The sequence below is a fragment of the Streptomyces sp. NPDC028314 genome, from assembly GCF_055565795.1.
Window position 1 is genome coordinate 68,151 of record NZ_JBVHTP010000021.1, and the last position, 21,534, is coordinate 89,684.

21 protein-coding genes are annotated in these 21,534 nt (G+C 73.1%); 14 read left to right on the top strand and 7 right to left on the bottom strand.

What is annotated here, in order from left to right:
* The first annotated feature begins 84 nt into the window (after positions 1 to 84).
* The 3 genes from ACZ4TG_RS34940 (at position 85) to ACZ4TG_RS34950 (ending at position 7,061) form a co-directional block, all read left to right on the top strand.
* Positions 85 to 918 carry a thioredoxin domain-containing protein gene (locus ACZ4TG_RS34940; protein WP_468171277.1) on the top strand — a complete coding sequence of 278 codons (834 nt, stop codon included), beginning with the start codon at positions 85 to 87 and terminating at the stop codon, positions 916 to 918.
* 2,710 nt (positions 919 to 3,628) lie between these two features.
* Positions 3,629 to 4,429 (top strand): SDR family oxidoreductase, encoded by an 801-nt coding sequence (locus ACZ4TG_RS34945; protein ID WP_468171280.1) that lies wholly within the window; start codon positions 3,629 to 3,631, stop codon positions 4,427 to 4,429.
* A 40-nt stretch (positions 4,430 to 4,469) separates the two neighbouring features.
* Positions 4,470 to 7,061 (top strand): bifunctional FO biosynthesis protein CofGH, encoded by a 2,592-nt coding sequence (locus ACZ4TG_RS34950; RefSeq protein ID WP_468171283.1) that lies wholly within the window; start codon positions 4,470 to 4,472, stop codon positions 7,059 to 7,061.
* Positions 7,062 to 7,251: 190 nt separating this feature from the next.
* On the opposite strand, the gene ACZ4TG_RS34955 is transcribed toward ACZ4TG_RS34950, so the two are convergent.
* The gene (locus ACZ4TG_RS34955) at positions 7,252 to 8,334 is read right to left on the bottom strand and encodes a tyrosine-protein phosphatase (protein WP_468171286.1); all 1,083 of its coding nucleotides are present in this window, start codon (positions 8,332 to 8,334) and stop codon (positions 7,252 to 7,254) included.
* A gap of 243 nt (positions 8,335 to 8,577) precedes the next feature.
* Here ACZ4TG_RS34955 and ACZ4TG_RS34960 point away from each other — a divergent pair, with 243 nt between their 5' ends.
* Positions 8,578 to 9,786 carry an ADP-ribosylglycohydrolase family protein gene (locus ACZ4TG_RS34960; protein ID WP_468171289.1) on the top strand — a complete coding sequence of 403 codons (1,209 nt, stop codon included), beginning with the start codon at positions 8,578 to 8,580 and terminating at the stop codon, positions 9,784 to 9,786.
* A gap of 29 nt (positions 9,787 to 9,815) precedes the next feature.
* On the opposite strand, the gene ACZ4TG_RS34965 is transcribed toward ACZ4TG_RS34960, so the two are convergent.
* On the bottom strand, positions 9,816 to 10,571 hold the full coding sequence (locus ACZ4TG_RS34965; RefSeq protein ID WP_468171292.1) for a hypothetical protein: 756 nt from the start codon (positions 10,569 to 10,571) through the stop codon (positions 9,816 to 9,818).
* Between the two features lie 89 nt (positions 10,572 to 10,660).
* On the opposite strand from ACZ4TG_RS34965, the gene ACZ4TG_RS34970 reads away from it, so the two are divergent.
* Both ACZ4TG_RS34970 and ACZ4TG_RS34975 read left to right on the top strand, forming a co-directional pair.
* Positions 10,661 to 11,521, top strand: coding sequence for a TIGR03619 family F420-dependent LLM class oxidoreductase (locus tag ACZ4TG_RS34970; RefSeq protein WP_468171295.1), 861 nt, complete (start codon positions 10,661 to 10,663; stop codon positions 11,519 to 11,521).
* Between the two features lie 129 nt (positions 11,522 to 11,650).
* Positions 11,651 to 12,160 (top strand): hypothetical protein, encoded by a 510-nt coding sequence (locus tag ACZ4TG_RS34975; RefSeq protein ID WP_468171298.1) that lies wholly within the window; start codon positions 11,651 to 11,653, stop codon positions 12,158 to 12,160.
* Here ACZ4TG_RS34975 and ACZ4TG_RS34980 read toward each other — a convergent pair.
* Complete coding sequence (locus ACZ4TG_RS34980; protein ID WP_468171301.1) at positions 12,157 to 12,594, bottom strand: ATP-binding protein; 438 nt, start codon at positions 12,592 to 12,594, stop codon at positions 12,157 to 12,159. The genes ACZ4TG_RS34975 and ACZ4TG_RS34980 overlap by 4 nt on opposite strands.
* Positions 12,595 to 12,724: 130 nt before the next feature.
* Here ACZ4TG_RS34980 and ACZ4TG_RS34985 point away from each other — a divergent pair, with 130 nt between their 5' ends.
* A complete protein-coding gene (locus ACZ4TG_RS34985; protein WP_468171304.1) occupies positions 12,725 to 13,555 on the top strand; it encodes a helix-turn-helix domain-containing protein in 831 nt (276 codons plus the stop codon).
* Complete coding sequence (locus ACZ4TG_RS34990; protein ID WP_468171307.1) at positions 13,552 to 13,794, top strand: DUF397 domain-containing protein; 243 nt, start codon at positions 13,552 to 13,554, stop codon at positions 13,792 to 13,794. Before ACZ4TG_RS34985 ends, ACZ4TG_RS34990 begins: the two co-directional genes overlap by 4 nt.
* Positions 13,795 to 13,807: 13 nt before the next feature.
* Here the strand turns inward: ACZ4TG_RS34990 and ACZ4TG_RS34995 are convergent, their stop codons facing one another.
* Entirely contained in the window at positions 13,808 to 14,143 is a 336-nt protein-coding gene (locus ACZ4TG_RS34995; protein ID WP_468171310.1) for a hypothetical protein, read from the bottom strand.
* Positions 14,144 to 14,243: 100 nt separating this feature from the next.
* On the opposite strand from ACZ4TG_RS34995, the gene ACZ4TG_RS35000 reads away from it, so the two are divergent.
* Together ACZ4TG_RS35000 and ACZ4TG_RS35005 are read left to right on the top strand one after the other, a co-directional pair.
* Entirely contained in the window at positions 14,244 to 14,765 is a 522-nt protein-coding gene (locus ACZ4TG_RS35000) for an FBP domain-containing protein (RefSeq protein ID WP_468171313.1), read from the top strand.
* 74 nt (positions 14,766 to 14,839) lie between these two features.
* Entirely contained in the window at positions 14,840 to 15,238 is a 399-nt protein-coding gene (locus tag ACZ4TG_RS35005) for a VOC family protein (RefSeq protein ID WP_468171316.1), read from the top strand.
* Here the strand turns inward: ACZ4TG_RS35005 and ACZ4TG_RS35010 are convergent.
* Positions 15,202 to 15,648: a winged helix-turn-helix transcriptional regulator gene (locus tag ACZ4TG_RS35010; RefSeq protein WP_468171319.1), complete on the bottom strand. Its 447-nt coding sequence runs from the start codon at positions 15,646 to 15,648 to the stop codon at positions 15,202 to 15,204. The genes ACZ4TG_RS35005 and ACZ4TG_RS35010 overlap by 37 nt on opposite strands.
* 60 nt (positions 15,649 to 15,708) lie before the next feature.
* Here ACZ4TG_RS35010 and ACZ4TG_RS35015 point away from each other — a divergent pair, with 60 nt between their 5' ends.
* Together ACZ4TG_RS35015 and ACZ4TG_RS35020 are read left to right on the top strand one after the other, a co-directional pair.
* Positions 15,709 to 16,353: an NAD(P)-dependent oxidoreductase gene (locus ACZ4TG_RS35015; protein WP_468171322.1), complete on the top strand. Its 645-nt coding sequence runs from the start codon at positions 15,709 to 15,711 to the stop codon at positions 16,351 to 16,353.
* Positions 16,350 to 16,511, top strand: coding sequence for a hypothetical protein (locus tag ACZ4TG_RS35020; RefSeq protein WP_468171325.1), 162 nt, complete (start codon positions 16,350 to 16,352; stop codon positions 16,509 to 16,511). Before ACZ4TG_RS35015 ends, ACZ4TG_RS35020 begins: the two co-directional genes overlap by 4 nt.
* A 42-nt stretch (positions 16,512 to 16,553) precedes the next feature.
* Here the strand turns inward: ACZ4TG_RS35020 and ACZ4TG_RS35025 are convergent, their stop codons facing one another.
* Together ACZ4TG_RS35025 and ACZ4TG_RS35030 are read right to left on the bottom strand one after the other, a co-directional pair.
* Positions 16,554 to 16,847 carry a hypothetical protein gene (locus ACZ4TG_RS35025; RefSeq protein ID WP_468171328.1) on the bottom strand — a complete coding sequence of 98 codons (294 nt, stop codon included), beginning with the start codon at positions 16,845 to 16,847 and terminating at the stop codon, positions 16,554 to 16,556.
* A 189-nt stretch (positions 16,848 to 17,036) separates the two neighbouring features.
* On the bottom strand, positions 17,037 to 18,596 hold the full coding sequence (locus ACZ4TG_RS35030) for an APC family permease (protein WP_468171331.1): 1,560 nt from the start codon (positions 18,594 to 18,596) through the stop codon (positions 17,037 to 17,039).
* 272 nt (positions 18,597 to 18,868) lie between these two features.
* Here ACZ4TG_RS35030 and ACZ4TG_RS35035 point away from each other — a divergent pair, with 272 nt between their 5' ends.
* Positions 18,869 to 19,984, top strand: a complete 1,116-nt coding sequence (locus ACZ4TG_RS35035; protein ID WP_468171334.1) for a DNA alkylation repair protein — start codon at positions 18,869 to 18,871, stop codon at positions 19,982 to 19,984.
* A 28-nt stretch (positions 19,985 to 20,012) separates the two neighbouring features.
* Positions 20,013 to 21,506 (top strand): hypothetical protein, encoded by a 1,494-nt coding sequence (locus tag ACZ4TG_RS35040; RefSeq protein WP_468171337.1) that lies wholly within the window; start codon positions 20,013 to 20,015, stop codon positions 21,504 to 21,506.
* Positions 21,507 to 21,534 lie beyond the last annotated feature (28 nt).

Here is a 21,534-nt window from a genome sequence, read left to right on the forward strand (position 1 = left end):
GGAGGGACGCGGGACCTAAGCCCCTGCCCGGAACAACCCAATGGCCCGGTGTTGTAAGCGTCTTCGCTGTTTAGCCTGTTTTGTATGGCAGCCAGTACGAAGAACACGCGGCGCCGGGCGGGCGGCGAGACCCGGGCGGGCCGGGAGCGGCTCCGCGCGGAACGCGAGGCGGCGGCCCGCCGCGCGAAGCTGCGCGGCCGCCTCCTCATCGGCGGCGCGCTGACCGCCGTGCTGGGCGTGGCGGTGGGCGCGGGCATCTACACGGCGCGGGCGGCGGGGTCGGGGTCGGGGGGCGGCGAGGCCGCTGGGGGTCGGCCGTTCGTCCGGCCGGGCAACACCGCGGGGAAGGACGGCGCGGTGGTCCCGTACGGCAAGGCCGACGCGAAGGACGTCGTCTCGGTCTGGCTGGACCCGCGCTGCCCGTACTGCGCGGGCGTGGAGACGGGCCTGGGCAGGACCCTCAAGGAGCAGGCGGAGACGGGGACCTACCGGGTCGAGTACCACTTCGCGACGTTCCTGGACGGCTCCCTGGGCGGCAAGGGCTCCAAGCGCACCCTGAACGCGCTGGGCGCGGCGGTGAACGAGAGCCCCGAGAAGTTCATGGACTACCTCCGGGTGCTCTACGAGAACCACCCGCAGAAGGAGTCGGACGACAAGTTCGGCTCGACGACCACCCTCTTGGCCCTAGCGGACCAGGTACCGGGGCTACGGACCCCGGAGTTCAACAAGGCGGTCAAGGAGCTGACGTACATGCCTTGGGTGGACAGGGTCTCGCAGGCGTTCTACGAGAGCGGCAAGAAGGGCACCCCGGTGGTGGAGATCAACGGCAAGGAGCTGAACGTCCTCTCGGGCAGCGGCATCGAGTCCATCCCCCCGGAAACCTTCAGGGAACTGGTCGCGGCAAACCGGGCCGTGTGACGGGGGCCGACCCCCGCCGGGGGGGGCGGGGGTCGGGGCGGGGGGGGTTCGGGCCGCCGGGCGGAGACGGAGAGCCGGGGCGGGGCGGGAGCCGGCAGGCCGACCCTCCCGGCGAGAACGCAAAGCCGGACGGCGGGGAGGGTGGCCGACCTCCCAGCGAGAACAGAAACCCGGACGGCGGGGAGGGCAGGCCGACCCTCCCAGCGAGAACAGAAAGCCGGACGGCGGGGAGGGCAGGCCGACCCTCCCAGCGAGAACGGAGAGCCGGACGGCGGCGGTGTCAGGTGGGGTTTCCCAGCCGGGTCGAGCAACCAGTCGGCGGCGGCGGTGGGCCGGCCCTCCCCGGCGGAGACGTTTAGCCGGACGGCCGCGTCGCCGGGTGGGTCTCCCCACCGGGGACGGAAAGCCAGGCGGCGGCGGGCGGGTTGCCGGGATCCGAGTACCCGGTGTCGGAGAGCGGCTGGGGGCGTCCCGTCAGTCCACTGTCCTTCCGGTTCGGTCCGGTCCCTCAAGGGCGCTCGCTGCGCTCGCGTCGCTTCGCGATGGCCTTCGGCCACCCTTGACCGACCGGCCCGCCCCGGAATGCCATAAGACTGCCGGGAAGCCCCCAGAGGAATGGCCGGGAGGTTCACATCCGGTCCCAGCTCCCTCAGCGATGCGCGGCCAGCCCCCCGTTTCCCCCGAAGACGCCCCGAGATCCCCTCCGGCCGGGGCGGTAGCCCCGCGCATCAGATCGCTACGCGCTCCTCTCCGCTTAGCGTCCGCGCCCCGCCTTGGGCTGGACATAAGCCGCCCCCGGCCTGTCAGTCGTTTCTCGTCATCTGGCGTCGATCAGCTCGCCATGGGCTGGACATAAGCCGCGAGAGACAGGCAAGGACCCTTCTTGGCTCAGCGTCTGCGGCCTGTCTCTGCTTGAACATAAGCCGCCCCGGCCTGTCCGTCCTCCTCCCCATCTGGCGTCGATCAGGCCGGCATGGGCTGGACATAAGCCGCCCGAGATCGCTACGCGCTCCTCATCTCTCAGCGTCTGCGACCCGTCTTGGGCTGGACATAAGCCGCCTCAGATCGCGTCTGCGGCCCGCCTGTGCTTGGACATAAGCCGCCCCCGGCCCTGTCCGTCCTTCTCCTCATCTGGCGTCGATCAGCCCGCCTTGGGCCGCACACAGACCGCCACAAATCGCCATGCGCTTCTCGACGGCGGCCGGGATGGGGAGCGGCCATGACCTCTGGCCCTTGAGGTGATCTGGCGGGGAGCTGGGCAGCATTCGCGGCCCACAGACCGCCCAAGAAGAGCTGACAGGAGGCGATTTCGGCGTCTGCGGGCCCAAGAGGAGCCAAATGATGAATCCATCACCCGCAGACTCCGACAGACCCCCGCCAACCACCAACCAGCTCCCTCAAGGGCCAGAAACGGCCGGTGGAAGCAGTCAAGGAGCAAAGTCTGACCGTCATGGACGGCTAGGGCCCCATAGCTGCGGGCTTGAAGAGTCACACTTGGCGAGGAACACCTGGGCTGGCTTGTCGTGGCTGATGCCCAGGCACGAACAGGCCGCAGACGCCGAACCAAAACGAACCCGCACCCGCCTCTCGCGGCCTACGCCCAACCCATGACGAGCTGATCGACGCCAGATGAGGAGAAGCACCCACAGGCCGGGGGCGGCTTATGTCCAAGCACAGACGGGCCGCAGACGCTGGACCAAGACGGGCCCTCGCCCGTCTCTCGCGGCCTATGTCCAACCCATGGCGGGCTGATCGACGCCAGATGAGGAGAAGGACGGACAGACCGCTGGCGGCTTATGTCCAGGCACAGACAGGCCGCAGACGCTGAGGGATGAGAAGCGCGTAGCGATCTGAGGCGTGGGCCGTGATCGGGCCGGGGCTGCGAAGGCACCGGGAAGCTGGCTGCGGGGAACGGGGAATCTGCCCGTCTATCGCTGAGGGAGCTGGGACCGGATGTGAACCTCCCGGCCATTCCTCTGGGGGCTTCCCGGCAGTCTTATGGCATTCCGGGGCGGGCCGGTCGGTCAAGGGTGGCCGAAGGCCATCGCGAAGCGACGCGAGCGCAGCGAGCGCCCTTGAGGGACCGGACCGAACCGGAAGGACAGTGGACTGACGGGACGCCCCCAGACCCTCCCCGACACCGGGCACTCGGACCCCGCCAACCCGCCCGCCGCCGCCCGGCTTTCCGTCCCCGGTGGGGAGACCCACCCAGCGACGCCGCCGTCCGGCTGACCGTCCAAGCTGGGAAGGCCTTCCCGCTCCGCCGCTGTCCGGCCTTCCGCTGCCGGCTGGGGAAACCCGCTCAAGGTTGCCCCCCTCCGTCTTCCGTCCCCGGCAGGACAACCCCACCCCACACCGCCACCGTCCGGCTACCCGCCCCGGGCCAGGAGCCCGCCCGCCAACTGAACCGCCCAGCCACCCACCCCCAGCCAGGAGCCCGCCCGCCAACTCCACCGCACCGCCATCCCACCCCCACCGGGGAACCCCACCCGCATCGCCACCGCCCCGCCACCCCACCCCCGCCGCCCCCGCCACCCCACCCCCCGCCGGGGGTGCCGGCCCGCCCGCGCCGCCGGCCGGCCTTCCGCCCCCGCCCCGCCGAGACCGCCCCGCCCCCGCCCCCACCCCCCTTCCCATCCCCGCCCCCACCCCCTACCCTGACGCACCGTCAGATCTGCCGATCTGGAGCACCCGGCCGGGAGGGCGTGCCATGTTGTTGCGAGGGAAGACCGTCATCGTCTCCGGGGTCGGGGCCGGGCTGGGGCATCAGGTGGCCGCCGCCGTGGTGCGCGACGGGGGGAATGCCGTGCTCGGGGCGCGGACCGAGGCGAATCTGGCCAAGTCCGCCGCGGAGATCGACCCCGACGGCGCGCACACCGCGTACCTGCCGACCGACATCACCGACGAGGCCCAGTGCGGGGCCCTCGCCGACCTGGCGGTGGAGCGGTTCGGCGGGGTGGACGCCGTGGTGCACGTGGCCGCCTGGGACTCGTACTTCGGCGGGCTGGAGGACGCCGACTTCGGGACCTGGCAGCAGATCATCGACGTCAACCTGCTGGGCACCCTGCGCATGACCCGGGCCTGCCTCCCCGCGCTGAAGCGGGCCGGCGGGTCCGGCGCGGCCGGCGGGTCCGTGGTGATCATCGGGACCCAGTCCGCCGTGGCGAGCCCCTCCCAGGTGCAGCAGGCCGCGTACGCCGCGTCCAAGGGGGCGCTGACCTCCGCCATGTACTCGATGGCCCGCGAGCTGGGCCCGCACCGGATCCGGGTCAACACCGTGCTGCCGGGCTGGATGTGGGGGCCGCCGGTGCAGGCCTTCGTGACCTTCAGCGCCCACTCCGAGGGCGTTCCGGAAGCCGAGGTGCGCGCCCGCCTCACCGAGCGGATGGCGCTGCCCGACCTCGCCACGGACGGGGACGTCGCCGACGCCGCCGTGTTCTTCGCCTCCGACCGGGCGCGGGCGATAACCGGCCAGTCGCTGCTGGTCAACGCCGGTGAGCTGATGCGGTGACCCTCCCCGTCACAGGATCCTCGGATCGTATGCTCGGGCCATGACCACTCCGAGTGACGCTCCGACCGACAACGCGATGCGCCGCGCGCTCCGGCGGGCCCGCGACGGCGTCGCGCTCGACGCGACCGAGGCTGCCGTGCTCCTCCAGGCGCGCGGCGAGGCCCTCAGGGACCTCGCCGCCTCCGCCGCACGGGTGCGGGACTCCGGGCTCGCCGCCGCCGGGAGGCCCGGTGTCATCACGTACTCGCGCAAGGTGTTCATCCCCCTCACCCGGCTCTGCCGCGACAAGTGCCACTACTGCACCTTCGTCACCGTCCCCGGGAAGCTGCGCCGTGACGGCCACGGCATGTACCTCTCCCCCGACGAGGTCCTCGACATCGCCCGCAAGGGTGCTGCGATGGGCTGCAAGGAAGCCCTGTTCACCCTCGGCGACCGCCCCGAGGACCGCTGGCCCGAGGCCCGCGAGTGGCTCGACGCGCACGGCTACGACGACACGCTGGCCTACGTGCGCGCCATGGCGATCCGGGTCCTGGAGGAGACGGGTCTGCTCCCGCACCTCAACCCGGGCGTCCTGTCCTGGTCCGAGCTCCAGCGGCTGAAGCCGGTCGCGCCGTCGATGGGGATGATGCTGGAGACCACCGCCACCCGCCTGTGGTCCGAGCCCGGCGGCCCGCACCACGGTTCCCCGGACAAGGAGCCGGCCGTCCGGCTGCGGGTCCTGGAGGACGCGGGGCGCTCCAACGTCCCCTTCACGACCGGGGTGCTCATCGGCATCGGGGAGTCCTACGAGGAGCGCGCGGACGCCTTCTTCGAGCTGCGCCGGATCCAGCGCAGCTACCACGGCATCCAGGAAGTCATCGTCCAGAACTTCCGGGCCAAGCCGGACACCGCGATGCGCGGCATGCCCGATGCGGAGCTGGAGGAGCTGGCCGCCGCCATCGCGGTGGCCCGTCACATCCTCGGCCCGAGTGCCCGGATCCAGGCTCCGCCGAATCTGGTCGACGAGGAGTACGCGCTGCTCATCGGCGCCGGGATCGACGACTGGGGCGGGGTCTCGCCGCTGACTCCCGACCACGTGAATCCCGAGCGCCCCTGGCCGCACATCGAGGAGCTGGCCGCGCGGACGGCCGCCGCCGGGTTCGAGCTGCGCGAACGGCTCACGATCTACCCGGAGTTCCTGGAGCGCGGCGAGCCCTGGCTGGATCCCCGGCTGCTTCCGCACGTGCGCGCTCTGGCCGACGCGGCGACGGGGCTGGCGGACGAGGCCGCGGCGGTGGAGGGCCGGCCCTGGCAGGAGCCCGACGAGGGCTTCGCCGCGTACGGGCGCACGGACCTGCACGCCACGATCGACTCCGAGGGGCGTACGGGCGACCGGCGCGAGGACTTCGACCACGTCTACGGCGACTGGGAGGCCCTGAGGGAGGCGGCGGCGCCCGGGATGGTGCCGGAGCGGATCGACACGGACGTGCGCGCCGCCCTGGCGCAGGCGGCGGACGATCCGACGAAGCTCACCGACGACCAGGCCCTGGCCCTGCTGCACGCGGACGGACCGGCGCTGGACGCGCTCTGCCGGGTCGCGGACGACCTGCGGAAATCGGTGGTGGGTGACGAGGTCACGTACATCGTCACGCGGAACATCAACTTCACCAACGTCTGCTACACCGGCTGCCGCTTCTGCGCCTTCGCGCAGCGCCGTACGGACGCGGACGCGTACACGCTCTCGCTGGACCAGGTCGCGGACCGGGCGGTGCAGGCGTGGGACGTGGGCGCGGTCGAGGTCTGCATGCAGGGCGGGATCCACCCGGACCTGCCCGGGACGGCGTACTTCGACATCGCGCGGGCGGTGAAGGAGCGGGTGCCCGGCATGCACGTGCACGCCTTCTCCCCGATGGAGGTCGTCAACGGGGCCACGCGCACGGGGATGTCCGTACGGGACTGGCTCGCGGCGGCCAAGGAGGCCGGGCTGGACTCGATCCCGGGCACGGCGGCGGAGATCCTGGACGACGAGGTCCGCTGGGTGCTCACCAAGGGCAAGCTGCCGACGGCCGACTGGATCGACGTGGTCACGACGGCGCACGAGCTGGGCATCCGGTCCTCCTCGACCATGATGTACGGGCACGTGGACCAGCCGAGGCACTGGCTCGGGCACTTCCGCACGCTGGCCCGGATCCAGCAGACGGCGCTGTCCAAGGGCGTGGCCGGCTTCACGGAGTTCGTGACGCTCCCGTTCATCCACACCAACGCCCCGGTGTACCTGGCGGGCATCGCCCGGCCGGGGCCGACGGTCCGCGACAACCGGGCGGTGACGGCGATGGCCCGGATCCTGCTGCACCCGCACATCACCAACATCCAGACGAGCTGGGTGAAGCTGGGCGCGGAGGGCGCGGCGGAGATGCTCCGGTCGGGGGCGAACGACCTGGGCGGGACGCTGATGGAGGAGACCATCTCGCGTATGGCGGGGTCGGGTTACGGCTCCTACAAGTCGGTGCGGGACCTCGTCGCGGTCGCGGAGGCGGCCGGGCGGCCGGCGAAGGCCCGTACGACGCTGTACGGGGAGGTTCCGCCGGAGCGCCTGCGGGCGGCGGCGGCCTCGGACGGGCACCTGCCGGAGCTGCTGCCGGTCCTGGACTGAGGCGGCGGGCGCCCGGGGGGCGCGGCGGGGCCGGCCAGGGGCAGTCCGGCCGGGCCCTGTTCCTCGCCGGGGCCGCGCCCAGCGGTGCCGTGCCCGGGCGCATCGTGCCAGGGCGTGGCACAGCGCTGCTCGGCACGGCACGGCCCCGCTCGGCGCGGCTCGGCGCGGCTCGGTGGGGCTCGGTGCGGCGTCAGCCGACGAGGAGGTCCTTCTTGAGCTGCTTCAGCTCGCGGGCGTCGATGCCGAGCCCCTTGTCGAGGTAGCGGTCGAAGGTGCCGTACGCGGCCTTGACCTCGTCGTAGCCGGCGTTGAGGTATTCGGGGCGCACGTCGAGCATCGGCTTGTAGACGGCGGCCTGCTGGGCGGGCAGGTGGGACAGGATCGCGTCGTTGGCGGCCTTGCGGTAGTCGTTGCTGGCCAGGTAGTCGGCCGTGACGGTCTCGCGCGGGACGCCGAGGGCGGTCAGCAGGGCGGCGTTCGACCAGCCGGTGCGGTCCTTGCCCGCGGTGCAGTGGAAGAGGACGGCGCGGTCGCGGTCGCGCTGGACGCCCGCGAAGACCTGGCCGTACGCCTTCTTGCCTCCCTCGCCGCCGACCATGGCCTTCTCGGCGTCGGTCATGGCCTTGACGGCCTCGTCGGGGGTCTTCGGCATGGCCTGGAAGGAGCCGGAGCCGGCGAAGACGTCGGCGACGGTGTACGTGGCGCCGGCCGGGACGCGGTCGGGGCTCTGGGAGCGCTCGCTCTCCATGCGGAGGTCGAAGACGGTCTTGACGCGCAGCCGCTGGAGCTTGGCGAGGTCGTTGTCCGTGAGCTTGTCGAGGGCGTCGGAGCGGTAGACCTCGCCCATCTTGACCCAGTGGCCGTCGGCGGTGCGGTAGCCGCCGGCGTCGCGGAAGTTGACCGCGCCCTCCAGCTTGACGAGGCGGTCGGCGAGGCGCAGGCCCTGGCCGCGCTCCGGCTTGAAGTCGAACCACTGGCGGTCGGCGGCGGGCAGCCCCTTGACCACGGCCTGGCCCTGGGCGCCGCCCTTGGCGACGGTCTTGCCGTTCGCCCTGATCTCGACGCGCTGGGTGCCGCGGGCGTCCCACTTGAGGGTGTACGAGCCGTCGGCGCCGGCGGTGACGGTGGCCTCGGTGAAGGGTATGGCGGTCTGGCTGTGGTGCTGGTTGCCCCAGGGGAGGTCCCGGCCCGCGGCGGTGGCGGCGGGGGCCGCGAGCAGGGACGCGGTGAGCGTGGAGGCGACGACGGTCGCGGCGAGCAGTGCCTTCTTCATGCCCCTGAGGCTGTTGGCCTCCGGATAACTCCGCATGAACGAGGCGTGGCCGAAAACAACCGGCTCCGAGGCCAATGGCAAAACGTGCCACCCGTGTCTCATTCAGCGGGACCGCGTCCGGAACCGTTCGTATTCCGGCCGTTCTCCGGCCACTTATGGGCGGGGTGACTCGGTCCTTCCGAATTCGACCGAACGTGTCCACTACAGTGCGCGCCAGAGCTTGGGGGGAACAACATGGACACGATGAGGACCGCGACCGCGGCCGGTACGGGCACCGCGGAAGCGGCCACGCACCCGCCCGCACCCACGCCCGCGGCGGAGGCGCCCGTGACCGGCAGCGTGCGCACCGCCCTCTGGGGCCGGATCGAGCAGCAGGACTTCCGCAGCCGGGTGCGCGGCACCCTGCTCGGCTCCGCCATCGGGGACGCCCTGGGCGCGCCCGTCGCCGGTCTCTCCCTCGACGGCATCCGCGAGACCCACGGCCTGGCGGGGCTGACCGAGCTCGCCCCCGCGTACGGCCGCCGGGGCTCGGTCACCGCGTCCACCCAGCTGACGCTGTTCACCGTGGACGGCCTGATACGGGCCCACGTGCGCCGGGACACCGGCGGCTGGCACCCGCCGACCGACGTGCACCTGGCCTACCTCCGCTGGGCCGCGACCCAGCACGACTGGGGCCCCGACGAGCGCCGCAAGGACAACGGCTGGCTCGCGCAGGAGGAGTGGCTCTACGCCCGCCGCGGCCCCGACCGCGCCTGCATGACGGGCTTCGCCGACGAGACCCTCGGCACCCTGGACCAGCCGAAGAACCCCACCGCCCGGGACGCCGCGGCCACCGTCCGCTCGGCCCCCTTCGGCCTGCTGGTCGGCTGGGAACCGGCCCTGGTCCTCCAGCTCGCCGTGGAGTGCGCCACCCAGAGCCACGGACACCCCACCGCGTACCTGTCCTCCGGGGCCCTCGCGGTGATCGTCCACGGGCTCACCCGGGGGGAGTCCCTGGACGCCGCCGTCCAGCGCGCCCTGGGCCTGCTCGGCGCCCGCCCGGCCCACCAGCCGGTCACGGACGCCCTCCAGCGGGCCGTCTCCGCCGTCACCCAGGGCGAACCCAGCCCGAAGATGGTCGAGTCCCTGTCCCCGGGCGACGGCCGCGACGCGGAGGACGCGCTGGCCGTCGCCGTGTACTGCGCCCTGGTCGCCGAGGACGTCCCGCACGGGCTGCGCCTGGCCGTCAACCACGGCGGCGACTCCACCGCCACCGGCGCACTCTGCGGGGCCCTGCTCGGCGCCCTGCACGGCGAGACGGCCCTGCCCGCGGCCTGGCTGGCCGACCTGGAAGGCCGGGCCACGATCCTGGAACTCTCCGACGACTTCGCCCTGGAGATGACCCAGGGCCCCGCCCTCCACGGCCCCTCCGTCTCCGCCCCCGGCTGGCTCGCCCGCTACCCCCGGCGGTGACGGCGGGCGGTCCCGCCGCACCACCGCGCTCAGGAGCGTGGCTGGATCCACAAGGCCTCGGCCAGCGCGCACAGTTCGCCGTCCGCCGTGGCGAGGGCCGTGCCCACCGTGTACTTGCGGCCCTCCCCGCCGAGCAGCCAGGCGTACGAGACCAGGCCGCGGCCCCCGGCCACCGCCACCGGGCGCAGCAGCCGCGCCGTCAGGGCGGCCGTGACCGCGCCCGCCGGGCGGCCCCCGAGCAGCCGGCCCGCCGCGTTGCCGGGGCAGTCCAGCGCCCCCCACACCAGCTCGGGCGGCAACAGCCCGTCCGCCCCGACGAGTTCCGGCCCCGGCGTCCAGGCCGCGGCGACCATCTCCCGCCCCGGCACCTGCCCGCAGTGCAGGCGGAGCCCGGTGTCGGGGGTGCGGTCCAGGCCGCAGCCGAAGCAGTCGGCCTGCCCGTCCGGCGGCGCCGCCCGGAAGGCGTCGGCGGCCTGCCGCGCCTCCTCCCACGAAGGGGCCCGGGGCACGTCCGCGGACGGGGCCGCCCCGGCGGCCCGCGAGGCGGCGGCCAGCACCGCGCCGTCGGCGCCGAGCAGCGCGACACCCCCCTCGGGGTCCCGCACCGGACGGACCTCCGCGCCCGTCGGTACGGGCCTGCGGAAGTCCACGCGTACGGCCCCGGCGGCGTCCACCGCCATCCGGCCGGCCAGCAGCCCCGCCACGTACCCGCCGAACGCCACGCCCGGATAGCCGTGCAGCCGCTCCGGAACCGTGATCGTCTCCATGCCGCCCATGCCGTCCATGCCGCCCGCCCCACCTGTCGTCGAACCTCTGCCGCCTTCGTACGGAAGGCCGTACCTTGGCCGCCCCACATCTCGGAGGTGCCTCACCCATGCGGATCGCCACCACCATCTTCCTCACCGACCGCACCGTCTCCCCCACCCGCCTCGCACGCAGCCTGGAGGAGCGCGGCTTCTCCGGCCTCTACCTGCCCGAGCACACCCACATCCCGGCCGGCCGGGCCACGCCCGCGCCCATGGGCGGCGAGCTCCCGCAGGAGTACGGGCGCACCCTCGACCCCTTCGTGGCCCTCGGCCAGGCCTCCGCCGTGACGGAACGGCTCCACCTCGGCACCGGCATCACCCTGGTCGCCCAGCACGACCCCATCGACCTCGCGAAGCAGATCGCGACGCTGGACCACCTCTCCGGCGGCCGCTTCACCCTCGGGATCGGCTACGGGTGGAACGTCGAGGAGGCCGCCGACCACGGCGTCGAGTGGCGCACCCGGCGCGAACTGGTCCGGGACCGGATGGCGTTGATGCGGGCCCTGTGGTCCCCGGAGCCCACCGCGTACGAGGGCCCCTACGGCTCCGTCCAGGCCAGCCACGCCCACCCCAAGCCGGCCCGGCCGGCCCGTGAACTCCGCCCGGGCCAGGCCCTGTACGGCCCGCGCACCCTGATCGGCGGCGCGGCCGGCCCGAAGCTGTTCGCGGCCATCGCCGACCACGCCGACGGCTGGCTGCCCATCGGCGGCGGCGGGCTGAGCGAATCGCTGCCGGTGCTGCGGCAGACCTGGGAGGACGCGGGGCGCGACCCGAAGTCCCTCCGGGTGGTCCCGTACGCGGTCCGGCCGAACCCGGGGAAGCTCGCGCACTACGCCGGGCTCGGGATCGAGGAGGTGGTGCTGCAACTGCCGTCGGCGCAGGAGGCGGAGGTGCTGCGGACCCTGGACGGGTTCGCCCAATACCTCTGAGCACAGCACCTCTGAGCACAGCACCTCTGACCACCGCACCCCTGACCACCGCATCCCTCCGCCGTGGGCCGGCCCCTGGTACTTTGACGCGCTCCACTGATCGACTCGCCGCCCACCGGGGGACCACTCGTGCACACCCGCCTGCGCCTCTCCGTCGCCGCCGCCGGTCTCGCGGCCGCGCTCGTACTCACCGGCTGCGGCAGCGGCGGCGACGACAAGGCGGACCACAAGGCGGACGCCAAGCCGGGCACACCGGCGCCGGCGCCGGCGTCCGCCACCGCGAACGCGGGTGCGGCCCGCGACAGCGGCAAGGACTCGAAGGCCGGCAGCCTGGAGGGCGGCTGGCTCTCGGCGACGGCCACCGGCGGCATGGGCGTCGTCCTCAGCTTCGCGGGCAGGTCGGCCTTCATCGCCGAGTCCGCGACCGGCGTCGTCTGCGAGGGCGCCACCGACGGCGTGACCACCATCGACCTGAAGTGCCCGGCGGGCGCGACGCGCACCAAGGCCCGGGTGGAGTCCGTCGACGCCAAGACCCTCAAGGTCGTCTGGGACGGCGCCGCCGGTGCGGAAACCTTCACGAAGTACGAGTCGGACCGCTTCCCCACCCAGCAGCTGCCGACCATCCCGCCGAAGCCCTAGGGGGACGGGGCCGGCATCCTGAGTTCCGCCCAGACCGTCTTGCCGACGACCCTCGGCATGACCCCCCAGGCATCGGCCACGGCATCGACGATCCGCATCCCGTAGCCGCTCTCCGCCTGGTACGCGTGCGGCTGTACGGCGGGCCTGCGGTCGGCCCGCGCATCGGACACCTCGATCCGGAGCACGCCGTCCAGCAGGACCATCCGCAGCTCGAAGTCCCGCCCCGGGACCCGGCCGTGGGTGACGGCGTTCGCGGTGAGCTCGGCGACGAGCAGCCCGGCGTCCGCGGACGGGCCGCAACGGTCGGGGATGCCCCAGTGGTGCAGTTCCACGAGGGCGAGCTGACGGGCGAGGCGGGCGCCGCGCCGGGTACAGCTGAAACGCTGAGTGAACACGCGTACGAGGGGCCGGGCGGGCCCGGTGGGTGCGGTCATGGGGATCAACGTGCCGTGGGGACAAGGGGGTTCCCCAGCAAGCGGACCGCTACTTTTCAACTGTACGAGTCCACTCTCTGGACAGGCGTGGTCACGGTCGGTGAGCCTGAATGCCAGGGAGGTGACCTCCATGGCGAGTGTCGACGACAACGGTGGCGGCGAACCGGACAGCGACCTGCGGAACTTCGGCGAGACGATCAAGGCGTTCCGCAAACGCGCCGGCCTGACCCAGGAACAGCTGCATCCCCTGATCCGCTACTCGGTCCAGTACATCGGGTCGGTGGAACAAGGCCGCCGCCACCCGTCCGCGAGGTTCGTGGAGCAGGCGGAGGAGGTGCTGGACGCCTTCGGCGTGATCCGCCTGGCGGCGAAGCAGCTGACGCGCAGGCGGGGACTGGCGTCGTGGTTCCGGCGGTGGGCGGAGCTGGAGGACAGCGCCATCGCCCTGAACACGTACGAGTGCCGGTCCGTCCCGGGGCTGTTACAGCCCGAGTCGTACGCGCGGGCGCTGATCGACAACGTGCCGCCGCTGGCGACCCGGGCACAGGTGGACGCGCGACTCGCGTCGCGAGCGGCACGCCAGGAGCTCCTGCACCGGACGCCGTACATCTCGTTCAGTTTCATCATCGAACAGGCCTTGATCGAACGGCAGACGGGTGGACCGGAGGTCACCCGGGAGCTGATCGACCGCCTGCTGGAGTGCGGGGAGCTGCCGAACGTCGACGTCCAGATCATGCCGCTGGTCCAGCCGGTCCACGCGGGCACCGATGGACCCTTCCAGGTCTTGGAAACCGATGAGCACGAGTGGTACGGCTACGCGGAAGGGCAGAAGACGGGGCACGTCATCACAGACCGGAAAGACATCAGTGTCCTCCACCAGCGGTATGCCAAACTTCGCATTCAGGCCCTCAATCCTGCGGACAGCGCGGGCCTGTTGATGCGAAGGCGAGGATCCCTGTGAACAGCTCCCCGTTGCGATGGTTCAAGAGCAGCTACAGCGGCAGCGAGGGCGACGACTGCGTCGAAGTAGCCCTCTCCTGGCACAAGTCCACCTACAGCGGCAGCGAGGGCGACAGCTGCGTCGAGGTCGCCGCTTGCGCCGATACCGTCCACGTCCGGGACTCCAAGCTCACCGACGGGCCCGAGCTCGCCGTCGCCCCCGCCACCTGGACGGCGTTCCTCGGCGGCGTCACCGTCTGAGCGGCACTGGACGCTACGGCGGCGGTATCGGCCCCGGTGCGGCCACGCCCACCGCCGGACGCCAAAAACGCCCGTCAGGCAGGGCCTGACGGGCGCCGAGGAAGTAGTCGACATCGCGCTGGAAGCCGAGGCCCGGAACGGCCCGGCGCAGGTGGGGCCAGATGCTCGGGGCCACGCGGTACTCACCCGCCACCATCCACGGATCGTCTCCCAGCACGAACAGGTGCCGGACCTCCAGGAACTGGTCCCGCGAGAGCGAGACGGACTCGACCATCTCCTCGTCCGGGCCGAAGCCGGTCAGGTCCCAGACGAGGTTGTACCCGTCGGTGAATGGATAGTGGCTGCTCACCGCCTCAAGCTAGGCCGGGCCCCCGCCCACCCGCACCTGCTTTTAGCACCCGCCGAAAAGCGTGTGCAGTCAGCACGTATCTGCACGTATCGTCCCCGGTATGGACCCGCTCACCGAGAAACAGATCCGTGGCTCCTTCGTGAACTGCACGAAGGGCGAGGCCTCGCGGCTCCGGCTCCCGCTGGACTTCGCCGAGCTCCCCTGGCCCGACCTGGACTTCCTCGGCTGGGTCGACCCGGGCGCGCCGCTGCGCGCCCACATCGTGCGCACGGGCCCGGACGGCAAGCCGGTCGGCATCACCCTGCGCGTGCCCGCCTCGAACAGCACGAGCGCCCTGAAGTCCAGCATCTGCATGGTCTGCCTGACGGGACACGCCTCGTCCGACGTCGCGCTGCTGTCCGCTCCGCTCGCCGGGGCGCGCGGCCGGGAGGGCAACACCGTCGGCATCTACCTGTGCGCCGACCTGGCCTGCTCGCTGTACCTGCGGGGCAGGCGGAAGTCGAAGCGGGCGACCGGGGGCTACGTGGAGACGCTGAGCCTGGACGAGCGGATCGAGCGCGCGCTCGGCAACCTCGACGGCTTCACGGCGAAGGTCACCGGCGTCGCGGTCGGCTCGCGCTGATCCTCCCGGGCGGATCTGACGGATCCCGTTCCGCGGCGCGCCCCCGTGGCGGCCCGCGGCGTACCCTCCCCCGCATGATCGATTCACGCACCCACATCCGAGTCGCCCGCCCGTCCCGCGACCTGAAGGCCGTCGAGCGGTTCTACGTGGAAGGGCTCGGGCTGGACGTCCTGTGGCGGACCACCGGGCACGTGTCCGGGGAGCACGACCTGGTGATGGTCGGGCCGGCCGCGGGCGGGTGGCACTTCGAGCTGACCCACGACCCGGAGAACCCGGTCGAACCCACTCCCACCGTCGACGACCTGTTCGTCGTCTACCTCGGCCGGGAGCCCGACCCCGCCTTCGTCCGGCACCTGGTCGAGCACGGTGGGACCCGTGTCTCCTCCCACAACCCCTACTGGGACGACTACGGCGTCACGGTCGCCGACCCGGACGGCTACCGCCTGGTGCTCTGCTCCCGCACCTGGGGCTGAGCGACCGCCAGGGCTGCCGGGGTCGCCGGGGCTGCCGGGGTCGCCGGGGCCGCCATGGCCGCCTCCTGGGCGTCGAGCAGTTCGTCCCAGTGCTCCCGCGTCCAGTCGCACGCCGCGTCCAGCGGGCCCAGCAGGCCGCGGCCGAGCGGGGTCAGGGCGTACTCGACCCGGCGCTCGGGGCTCTCGTGTTCGGCGCGGGTGACGAAGCCGTCGCGTTCGAGGCCGCGCAGGGACTGGGTCAGGGACTTCGAGGTGATGCCGCGCAGCGGCACCTTGAGTTCGGAGAAGCGGCGCGGGCCGCCTTCGAGGCAGCGCAGGATCAGGGAGGCCCACTTGTCGCCGATCCGGAAGGGGACCAGCGGGCTCGGGCAGACGGGGTCGAACATCTCCGGATCCAGGGGCTCGCTCATGCGGCACACGCTAGGCCCGGTATCCGATCGGTGACCAGCCCCCTCCCTAAGGTCCGTCACATGACGAACCACAGCGACACCAACAACACGCAAGCGGTCCGGAACACGGGCCGGATCATCGTCTTCGGGGGCGGCGGCCGGGTCGGCCGGGCCGCCGTCGCCGAGGCCCGGGAGCGCGGGTACGAGGTCACGGTGGCGGGCCGCTCCGACGGGGACCTCACCTCGGCGGCGGACGTGGCCCGGCTCGCCGCCGGCCACGACGGGGCCGTCGTCGCGGCGTACGACATGGGGGCCGTCCCGGGCGAGTTCTTCCCCGCCGTCGCCCGCGCCCTGGCGGCCGGCCTCCCGCGGGCGGGGGTGGGGCGGCTGGTGTCGGTCGGGCTGGCCTCGGTACTGCCCACGGCGGCGGGGACGCCCCTGATGGACACCCCGGGGTATCCGCAGGAGTGGCGGGAGTTCTACGTGGGCCACGGCGCCGGCACCGAGGAGCTCCGGGCGGCCGCGCCCGGGGCGCTGGACTGGGTGGTGCTGAGCCCTGCGGGTGACTTCGCGGAGGCCGGGGCGCCTTCCACGGGCGGCTACGCCTTCGCGTCCGCGGACGCCGCGAGCCGGATCACGCACGCGGACTTCGCGCGGGCCCTGCTGGACCAGATCGAGGCGCCGGTTCCGCTGCGCCGTGCGCACGTGGGGGTGGCGGGCGCATGAGCGGGACGGGGATCGCCGGCGGCCGCCCGCCCGGCGACCCTGCCGGGGCGGAGCGGCTGTGGCCGGTGGTGGTGGCCGCGATGCCCTCGTACGCGGCGTACCGGGAGGCGGCGGACCGGGAGGTCCCGCTGGTCCTGGTCACGCCCGCGGGCCCCTGAGCCCTGCCGCCGTCGCGCGGTACGGCCCCGGGCCCGGCGGTCTCAGCGGACCTGGGGCGGCTTCGGCAGTCCGGACGACAGGGCGCTGCCCGCGCCGGTGAGGGAGGCGTCGGTGGCCTTGGTGGCGCTGCCGGCGGCGGAGGCGGTCACGGCGACCGCGGTCTTGGCGTCGGTGACGGTCTGCGCGGGGTGGTCCGCGATGTCCACGACGCGCTTGGCGAGCGGCGGGGCCTGGGGGGCGGGCTCGGCGGCCTGCGCGGCGGCCGGGGTGAGTGCGAGGGCTGCGCCGCCGGAAAGAACCAGGGCGGCGAGGCTGCGCTTCATGGTCTTCTTCATGGCCGGATCAACGACGCCGGTCGGCCCTGGTCACCGGCGCCGGGCGGGCGGCGACCGCGGCCGGGCGGGGCCCGGGCGGGGCCCGGCCGGGGCCCGGGCGTGCCCGCGGCCCCGGATCGGGGGGATCGATCCGGGGCCGCGGGGCTGACACAGCGGTTGGCGGGGCGGGCCCGCGGGGCCCGCCGGGGGTCAGTCCTCGACCACCAGGGCGGGGGTGGACTTCGTGAGGACCTGGCCGCGGAAGAAGGCGGGGCTGCGGCGTTCGGTGACGACCATGATGACCAGGCCGAGGGCGAGCAGGCCGACGCCGATGACGAAGACGCTGCCGACGCCGAGGACGGTGGAGCCGGATCCGTAGGACGGGTTCCACATGTCGATCAGGGTCTTGAAGAAGACGGTGGCGAGCAGCAGGCCGCCCAGGACCGGGAAGACGCCCTTGAAGAGCAGGTCGCGGGCGGAGTCGCGCAGTTCGTTGCGGAAGTACCAGGCGCAGGCGAAGGCCGTCAGCGAGTAGTAGAAGCAGATCATCAGGCCGAGGGCGAAGATCGTGTCGGTCAGGACGTTCTCGCTGACCAGGGTCATCACGGTGTAGAACACGCCGGTCGCGACGCCCGCCATGACGGTGGCGCGGCCGGGGGTCTTGAACCGGGGGTGGACCTTGGCGTAGGAGGGCGGCAGCGCCTCGTACGTGGACATGGCCAGGACCGTGCGGGCGACCGGGATGAAGGTGGTCTGCAGGGACGCGGTGGCGGAGGCCAGGACGGCGACGAAGAGCAGGATGCCGAGCATCGGGCCCATGACCGGGCCGGCGAGGGCGGCGAAGACGTTGTCGGAGGTCTCGGGGTTGCCGAGGCCGAGGCCCGCGGTGCCGGAGCCGACGGCCATCTGGGCGGCTATGCCGGTGGCCAGGTAGGAGCCGACCAGGACGACCATCGCGATGAGGGAGGCGCGGCCGGGGGTCTTGGCGGAGCCGGTGGTCTCCTCGTTGGTGGCCAGACAGGCGTCCCAGCCCCAGTACATGAAGATCGAGAGCGAGAGTCCGGCGGTGAAGGCCGCCATGGACTCGACCGCGAAGGGGTTCATCCACTGCCAGGAGAAGTCCAGGCCGGTGTCGAAGGAGCCGGCCGAGGCCTTCTGGAAGGCCATGGCGACGAAGATCGCGAGGACTGCGAGCTGGAGGCCGACCAGTGCGTACTGGACGCCCTTGGTGGCGGTCATGCCGCGGTAGCTGATGGCGGTGGCGGCGGCGATCAGGGTGAGGCAGGTGGCGATGTGGACGAGTTTGTTGTCGTCCAGGGCGGAGATCGACGGGTTGTTCGTGATCTCGCCGGCCAGCAGCCAGAAGTAGGAGGTGGCGACGCCGGCCAGGTTGGAGAGCACGATGATCGTGGCGATCACCAGGCCCCAGCCGCACATCCAGCCGATCCGCGGGCCGAAGGCCTTCACGGTCCAGGTGAACGAGGTGCCGCAGTCGGGCATGGCCTTGTTGAGCTCGCGGTACGCGAAGGCGACCAGGAGCATCGGGAGGAAGCCGGCCAGGAAGACCGCCGGCATCTGGACGCCGACTTCCCCGGCGGTGGAGCCGAGGGTCGAGGTCAGGCAGTAGACGGGGGCGACGGTGGAGATGCCGATGACGGCGCTTCCCACCAGTCCGACGGACCCCTTGCCGAGGCCCTTGCCGCGGACATCGCCCTCGGCGACGCCGCTTACCGTGTCTCCGACCTGAGGCCGGACGTCCAGCTGTGTCATGGGAAGGGACGTTAGATGCTGCGGTTTCCTCATCCGGAAGATCTAAGTCCGCTACTCCACAGGACTAATTTCCTTTGAATCTTGAGGTCGAGATGGTTAACGAGCTCGCAATACAAGGTTCACTCAGGCATCCATTCATGGTTCGACAGGCGCGAGCCCGGATCTTCCGGAATGCGGAAACCGCAGGCGTGTCCGTTTTGCCCCATTCAAAACTTTCCCGAGGTAATTTTCGAGCCCCCGAAACCCGGGGCGCGGTCCGCCAGACTGGTCCCATGCCCACAGCCGACGAGCTCATCAGCGCGGATACCGTCAGTAACCTGGCCCGTCTGCTCGCCCGAGCGGCCCGCAAGCGCCGCTCCCCCGCCCTGCTCGACCGCGCCGCGGCCCTCGACGGACTCGGCTACAGCGGGCGCGTCGCCGCCGTACGCGACGCCGTCCTCGCCGACCTGCCGCAGGACTGGCCCGCCTTCGAAACCGTCCTGCGCACCGCCCTCGAAGACCCGGAGTTCGCGGGCTGGATGACCTTCCCCGTCAACGAGGCCGTCGCCGTCCGCGGGCTGGAGGCGTTCGAGCCCGGCCTGGCGCTGCTGCGCGACCTCACCCCCCGGCTGACCGCCGAATCCGCCGTACGCCCCTTCCTGCGCGCGGATCCCGGCCGGGCCCTGGCCGTGATCCAGGGCTGGACCGCCGACCCCGACCCGCACGTCCGGCGCCTGGCCAGCGAGGGCACCCGGCCCCGGCTGCCGTGGGCGCCGCAGCTGCCGGCCTTCGTCGCCGACCCCCGGCCCGCCGTGCCCGTGCTCGACGCCCTCTACCGCGACGAGTCCGAGTACGTACGCCGCTCCGTCGCCAACCACCTCAACGACATCAGCCGCGACCACCCCGGGCTCGCGGTGGAGACCGCCGCGCGGTGGCGGGCCGCCCCCGCCGCCACGACGGATCGCGTCGTCCGGCACGGTCTGCGCACCCTGATCAAGGCAGGCCGGCCCGAGGCGCTGCACCTGCTGGGGCACTCCCCCGACGTCCCGGTCACCGTGAGCGGCCCGCTGGTGGCCACCCCCCACGTCACCGTCGGCGAGCACCTGGTCTTCTCGTACGAGGTCACGCACACCGGCGAGCTGCCGGCCGAGCTGGTCGTCGACTACGTCGTCCACCACGTCAAGGCCAACGGCACCCGCACCCCCAAGGTCTTCAAGCTCACCACCCGCAGCCTGGCCCCCGGCGAAACCCTCACCGGCACCAAACGGCACTCCTTCAAGCCGATCACCACCCGCCGCTACCACCCCGGGGAGCACCTGGTGCAGCTCCAGGTCAACGGCCGGGTCCGCGGCGAGGCCGTATTTTCGCTGGACGTGCCCGGAGCCGGGCTGGCAGGCTCCGGCTCATGACCCACGGAATCGAGCACACCCCCGCCCGTTGAGCGCCCCCGAGGAGCGCACGGCGCCCACCTCCCGGACCGCTGCCCGGCAGACCTCCCTCTACGACTACGCCCTCTTCCGCCACGGGATCGAGCCGGACGGCCGGGTCCCCCGGCGCGGCTACCCGCTGCCCGACGGACCGGAGCCGCCCCGGCGCGGCCACCCCCTGCCCGCCGGACCGCCGGAGCCCAGCCGCCCGCCCCTGACCGGGCAGCAGGCGCGCGAGGAGGTGGGCGCCGCCCTCGCCCCCGTGCTTGCCGACCCGGACCCGGTCCGGGCCGCCGGCGCCGTCGAACGCGCCGTCTCCGCACTCGGCCTGCCCCACCGCACCGTGCGGGCCCACGCCGCCCGGCTGCCGCTGGCGGACGCGACGACCGCCCGGCGCACCGCGCGCCGGCTGGTGCGCACCGGTACCGACCCGGCGGCCGTCGGCTTCGGCCTGGCCCTGCTGATCCGCCTCGCGGAGCCCGAGGACGTGCCCTGGCTCAAGGCCCTCGGCCTGCTCAGGGGCTTCGGTGACACCGCCGCGGCCGCCCTCGACCCGCTGGACCGGCGGGCCGCCGCCCTCGTACTGCTGCGCACGCGGATCAGGGGCGCGGAGCTGCTGCCGCTGATCGACGCCGTGGAGGCGGGTGAGGAGGAGGCCGTGCGGGCAGCCCTGCTCACGGTGGAGCCCGACCCCCTGCTGATCGGGCTCCCCCGCCGGATCGCGGAGGCCGCCGGGCTCGACGCACTGCTCCGAGCCCACCCGGAGGACCCCGCACTGCTCGCCCGGGCGGCCCGGCTGCTGCACGCGATGGCCGACCAGCGCGGCTCCCGAGCGGCGATCCTCGACTACGGCCCCGCCAAGGCCGTGTACGAGGCCGTGATCTCCCGTTCCGCCCTGCTGCCGCCGACCCTGGACCACGACGCCCTGCTCCTGTCGGTCGCCCTCGACCTGCACAGCGGTCCCGCCGCACTGCTCGGCTGGGAGCCGGGACGCCGCGAGGCCCTGCTGAACGCCCTGGCCCACCGCCCGCCCACCCCGCCGCGCCGCGCCCCGGCCACCCCCGCCGAACGCCGCCGGGCCCAGTGGGTCCGGCGCGTCGGGCGGCGGCCGTTCCGGCGCCGGCCGGACGGGGAGCGCCTGCGGATCGAGGTGGTCGTCCCCGACCCCGGCGACCAGAGCCGCGCCGAGACGCGGATCCTGCGCGACGGCCTCCCGCTGGTCCCCGCGGTGTTCGGGAAGGGCCCGGGCCTGCCCCCGGAGTTCCTGCTGGACCCCGGCCTGCTCCGGGCCCGCGCCGAACCCCGCGAGGTGCGGCTCGCCGTGGCGTACTGCACCGAGGGCTGCTGCGGCGCGCTCTACGTGACCGTACGGCGCGACGGCGGCCAGGTGGTGTGGGGCGACTGGCGCGGGGCGGTCGGTCCGCCCCCGCCGGAGTACCGCTTCGAAGCCGCCGCCTACGACGCCGAGGTGGAGCGCGCCGAGCAGGACCGCTGCCGGGCCTGACCTACCGCGCCCGCATGAGCAGCAGAGC

What these genes read in the sequence shown, in the direction of transcription:
- ACZ4TG_RS34940 (WP_468171277.1), top strand. Translation starts at nt 85, where the DNA reads ATGGCAGCCAGTACGAAGAACACGCGGCGCCGGGCGGGCGGCGAGACC.
- ACZ4TG_RS34945 (WP_468171280.1), top strand. Translation starts at nt 3,629, where the DNA reads ATGTTGTTGCGAGGGAAGACCGTCATCGTCTCCGGGGTCGGGGCCGGG.
- ACZ4TG_RS34950 (WP_468171283.1), top strand. Translation starts at nt 4,470, where the DNA reads ATGACCACTCCGAGTGACGCTCCGACCGACAACGCGATGCGCCGCGCG.
- ACZ4TG_RS34955 (WP_468171286.1), bottom strand. Translation starts at nt 8,334, where the DNA reads ATGAAGAAGGCACTGCTCGCCGCGACCGTCGTCGCCTCCACGCTCACC.
- ACZ4TG_RS34960 (WP_468171289.1), top strand. Translation starts at nt 8,578, where the DNA reads ATGAGGACCGCGACCGCGGCCGGTACGGGCACCGCGGAAGCGGCCACG.
- ACZ4TG_RS34965 (WP_468171292.1), bottom strand. Translation starts at nt 10,571, where the DNA reads ATGGACGGCATGGGCGGCATGGAGACGATCACGGTTCCGGAGCGGCTG.
- ACZ4TG_RS34970 (WP_468171295.1), top strand. Translation starts at nt 10,661, where the DNA reads ATGCGGATCGCCACCACCATCTTCCTCACCGACCGCACCGTCTCCCCC.
- ACZ4TG_RS34980 (WP_468171301.1), bottom strand. Translation starts at nt 12,594, where the DNA reads ATGACCGCACCCACCGGGCCCGCCCGGCCCCTCGTACGCGTGTTCACT.
- ACZ4TG_RS34985 (WP_468171304.1), top strand. Translation starts at nt 12,725, where the DNA reads ATGGCGAGTGTCGACGACAACGGTGGCGGCGAACCGGACAGCGACCTG.
- ACZ4TG_RS35000 (WP_468171313.1), top strand. Translation starts at nt 14,244, where the DNA reads ATGGACCCGCTCACCGAGAAACAGATCCGTGGCTCCTTCGTGAACTGC.
- ACZ4TG_RS35005 (WP_468171316.1), top strand. Translation starts at nt 14,840, where the DNA reads ATGATCGATTCACGCACCCACATCCGAGTCGCCCGCCCGTCCCGCGAC.
- ACZ4TG_RS35010 (WP_468171319.1), bottom strand. Translation starts at nt 15,648, where the DNA reads ATGAGCGAGCCCCTGGATCCGGAGATGTTCGACCCCGTCTGCCCGAGC.
- ACZ4TG_RS35015 (WP_468171322.1), top strand. Translation starts at nt 15,709, where the DNA reads ATGACGAACCACAGCGACACCAACAACACGCAAGCGGTCCGGAACACG.
- ACZ4TG_RS35020 (WP_468171325.1), top strand. Translation starts at nt 16,350, where the DNA reads ATGAGCGGGACGGGGATCGCCGGCGGCCGCCCGCCCGGCGACCCTGCC.
- ACZ4TG_RS35025 (WP_468171328.1), bottom strand. Translation starts at nt 16,847, where the DNA reads ATGAAGAAGACCATGAAGCGCAGCCTCGCCGCCCTGGTTCTTTCCGGC.
- ACZ4TG_RS35030 (WP_468171331.1), bottom strand. Translation starts at nt 18,596, where the DNA reads ATGACACAGCTGGACGTCCGGCCTCAGGTCGGAGACACGGTAAGCGGC.
- ACZ4TG_RS35035 (WP_468171334.1), top strand. Translation starts at nt 18,869, where the DNA reads ATGCCCACAGCCGACGAGCTCATCAGCGCGGATACCGTCAGTAACCTG.